At 60.7% G+C, this 3502-nt stretch carries 4 protein-coding genes and 1 pseudogene; 1 reads left to right on the forward strand and 4 read right to left on the reverse strand.

Going from position 1 to position 3502, the window contains the following annotated elements:
* Positions 1–65 precede the first annotated feature (65 nt).
* The 3 genes from EOA85_RS30465 to EOA85_RS30475 all read right to left on the reverse strand — a co-directional run bounded on the left by EOA85_RS30465 (position 66) and on the right by EOA85_RS30475 (position 1542).
* Entirely contained in the window at positions 66–359 is a 294-nt protein-coding gene (locus EOA85_RS30465) for a DUF5676 family membrane protein (protein WP_245486148.1), read from the reverse strand.
* A gap of 12 nt (positions 360–371) precedes the next feature.
* Positions 372–953: a DUF305 domain-containing protein gene (locus tag EOA85_RS30470; protein ID WP_127212208.1), complete on the reverse strand. Its 582-nt coding sequence runs from the start codon at positions 951–953 to the stop codon at positions 372–374.
* Positions 954–1119: 166 nt separating this feature from the next.
* Complete coding sequence (locus EOA85_RS30475) at positions 1120–1542, reverse strand: hypothetical protein (protein WP_127212209.1); 423 nt, start codon at positions 1540–1542, stop codon at positions 1120–1122.
* Positions 1543–1760: 218 nt separating this feature from the next.
* Between EOA85_RS30475 and EOA85_RS30480 the strand changes: the two genes are divergently transcribed.
* The gene (locus tag EOA85_RS30480) at positions 1761–2897 is read left to right on the forward strand and encodes a hypothetical protein (RefSeq protein WP_348627946.1); all 1137 of its coding nucleotides are present in this window, start codon (positions 1761–1763) and stop codon (positions 2895–2897) included.
* Between the two features lie 14 nt (positions 2898–2911).
* Here EOA85_RS30480 and EOA85_RS30485 read toward each other — a convergent pair.
* A pseudogene (locus tag EOA85_RS30485) lies at positions 2912–3502 on the reverse strand (carbamate kinase); the annotation flags it as partial.

Genomic DNA, 3502 nt, shown 5'->3' on the forward strand with positions numbered 1-3502 from the left:
GGGTTGGATTCCCTTTGATTGTTAGCCGTTGTCATTGCCGGCCGCGCGGTCGAGTGCTGCGGCTTTCATGAGACTCGCCCTAACGGCGCCCGGTGGCGACGACGTTGTAGATCGAGGCGTAGATTACGCCCCGCCACGAGGCCGACGACGCCAAGGCCAACGACGCCGTAGAGAACGCGGCCAGGGCTCATCTGCGCCGCTAATCTGACTGCGCTGAAGTCGAGCCCGTGCATGAAGGCGCCGAAGAAATAGACCGTCGCGTCCGGCCAGATGGCGAAGGCCAAAGCACAGAGCATGCTCATCAGGGCCAACGTCACGCCCAGCGCAATGCCGACAGACAAAATGCTAAGCTTGTTCATGGATTCCTTCCGTCACTTCGCGTGTTGCTTGAGCCATTCCTGCATTGAAGCGATCTCGGCCTGCTGAGCCGTGATGATCTGATTGGCCCAGTCCCTGACCTGATCATCCTTGCCGAATTGCAGGACCGCACGGGCCATGTCGATCGCCCCTTGATGGTGCGGAATCATCGACTGGACGAAGGCGATATCGGGATCTTCGGCCTGGATGGCCTGCATCATCGGCCCGTCCATTCGCTTCATGGCATCCATGTAAGCCCTGGAGGCCGCCGGCATGCTGGCAGTGTCCTTCGGCATGTTGTTCATCATGCCGCCTTGCATCATGGCGCCGCCCTGCATCATGCCGCCCTGGCCGCCTTGCATCATCTGCTGCATCATCGGCATCATCTGCTGCATCATGGGCATCATCTTCTGCATCGTTGACATCATCGTCGTGCACTGCTCGGGCAGCTTGCCCGGCACCGCCTCAGCTGCCGGAGCCGCTGTCGTGGCTTGCGGTAAGTCGGCCTCGGGATGGTGCGGATCCGTCTGGGCAAAAACCGTGCCTGAAAGAGTTGTGAATGCGGCAAGCGTGATCATTCGAAGGTGGGTTTTCATGACTGTTTCCTTGTCGTTAGTGTGAAACTGAGGCGAGCTCTGAGTATGGATGCCCAAGGCAGCCGGATCGCCGATACCGGTTTGGTTTCGCGGATCGCTGGCGCGTTATCGGGCCTTGTCGGGCGCTGCTGGGTTCAACAGTCGCAAGGGCCGCGACGGCGCGATTTCAGGCGAAGGTCCGGGGAGGTTGCAGGAGGGCCTCAGGGTCGATGCCCGTTGCCAGGAACGCCTTGCCCGCCACGAAGCGGACTGCAACCGGCACGTCATCAAGAACGGCGCATTCGACGGCGGAAATGCAAGCAGCACAACAGCTGGGGCCGGTCGAGTGCAGGCAATCCAGGCAATCATCACAAGCAGCGCCATGGTCGTCCTGGTCAGTGGACGCGATGTGACCTATCACCTGGTGCGTGGCGCTCGTCGAGAGCGTCGCAACGCCGGAATTGGCGCCTATTGCAGAAGCCTGCCCGGCAAAACCAGCAACCGCACCGCCCGCGATCAGGAGGATCACGGCCAGCAGTAACCGGAGCTGAGCCAAGGCGATTTTCATGATATCAGCGTAGCTTAACCACGCGTCGGCACTTTGATACAAATCAAAGCTCGCCAGCGTGGCGAATGCGAAATTTGCATGACTCTGGCGGCCGGCAATGAGGAGATAACGACGTGCTTACAGTGCCTGCGGTCGCGAAGGCCAGCACATCCCTATCAGAGCGGCTTAACCGCAAATGCTTCTGCATCACGCTCGACCGGGCGGAACTTTGGGCGGCGCTGGATCGCGAAGCCGGTGAGCCTGGCTTCTGCGAAACCTTCATGGCGACACGGCCGCATCTATTTTCCAACGTCCCGGTCTTTCTTGCCGCGTCCGCCCTCGACGAGATGCAAAGAATCGTCGTCGCCATTGAGGCGGCAGCACATTTGCCATCGTACCGCGAAGCGGTCCTCTCCTGGGCTCCCGAAATCGCGCAACGCGATTTTGGGCCAATTGGCGCTCTTATGGGCTACGATTTCCATCTCGACGATGATGGCCCCAAGCTGATCGAGGTGAACACCAACGCCGGCGGCGTTTTCCTCAATGCAGTGCTGGCGAAGGCCCAGAAGGCTTGCTGCTCTGAAGCTGACCGGGCGCTAATCGGCGCCAGGGACAACCACTTCGAAGCCAGCGTCATTGCGATGTTCACGCACGAATGGCGGCGCCAGCGGGGTGCCGGTTCGCCGCGAAGGATCGCGATCGTCGATGATCGGCCTGAGGAGCAGTATCTCTATGCCGAATTTGTACTTGCCAGGCAGTTGTTGCTGAAGCATGGCGTCGAAGCGGTCATTGGGGACGCGAGCAAGCTTAAATATGAAGGCGGCAGGCTTCGGCTGGACGGCAACGAGATAGAGCTGGTTTACAATCGCCTGGTCGATTTTGCGCTTGATGGGCCCGAGCATACGGCACTCAGGGCGGCTTATCAGGACGGCGCGGTAGTGGTCACACCCAATCCACACAATCATGCGCTCTTTGCAAGCAAGCGAAATCTGACATTGCTATCCGATCCGGCGGCGCTCGAAGCATTCGGCCTTTCCCCGGAGCTGCGCTCGCGGCTCACAGGCATCCCGCGAACCACGCTGATTACCCCCGACAATTTGGATGCCGCCTGGCAATCCCGCAAGGACATGTTCTTCAAGCCGCTCTCCGGCCATGGCAGCAAGGCGGTCTACCGCGGCGACAAGGTGACCAAAGGCGTGTGGGCAGAGATCGCTCGCGGCGGCTATGTGGCCCAGTCATTTGCCGCGCCCGGGCAGCGTATGATCGAAATCGATGGTGCACCCGCACCGCGCAAAATGGACGTGCGGCTCTACACTTACGACGGCCAGATGTTGCTCGCCGCCGCGCGCCTCTACCAGGGCCAAACCACGAACTTCCGCACGCCCGGCGGCGGTTTTGCCCCTGTACTGGCCGTGTGACCATGCGATGCCATCTAGATCAGCTTATAAGGGCGATGCCTGCTAGCCGGCAGACGCTCGACCGTTGGAACCGAAGCGCCGCCTTCGAACCATGTGCCGCGCTCGCCTCTGACAATTTCGACAGCGTCATCAAGCTTGCCGATCGCGGCGGGCTTGCCAGTTGCCTCAGTGAATTCGATCGCGGCGCTGACCTTTGGCCCCATGGAGCCAGCGGGAAAATCCCGGCCTGATATCTCTGTCGGGCTAACCCTCCGGAGCGCACGGGCGGTAGCGGTGCCATAGTTGACATAGACTGCGTCGACGTCGGTCAGCATGAGCAGCATGTCGGCCTTCAATTGGCGCGCCAGAAGCGAACTTGCCAGGTCCTTGTCGATGACGGCCTCCACTCCGCAAAGACTGCCGTCATCTCGCGCTATCACCGGAACCCCGCCGCCGCCCGTGCAAATGACGATAACGCCGCGCTCGACCAAGAACGAAATCACTGATGCTTCCAGTATCTCCAGCGGCTTGGGCGAAGGCACGACGCGGCGCCATTTGTCACCGTCGGGCGCGATCTGCCAGCCGCGTTGCGCGGCAAGTCTGGTCGCAGTTGCCTTATCGTAGAC

This window comes from Mesorhizobium sp. M5C.F.Ca.IN.020.29.1.1, from assembly GCF_003997375.1.
Classification (GTDB): Bacteria; Pseudomonadota; Alphaproteobacteria; order Rhizobiales; family Rhizobiaceae; genus Mesorhizobium; species Mesorhizobium wenxiniae.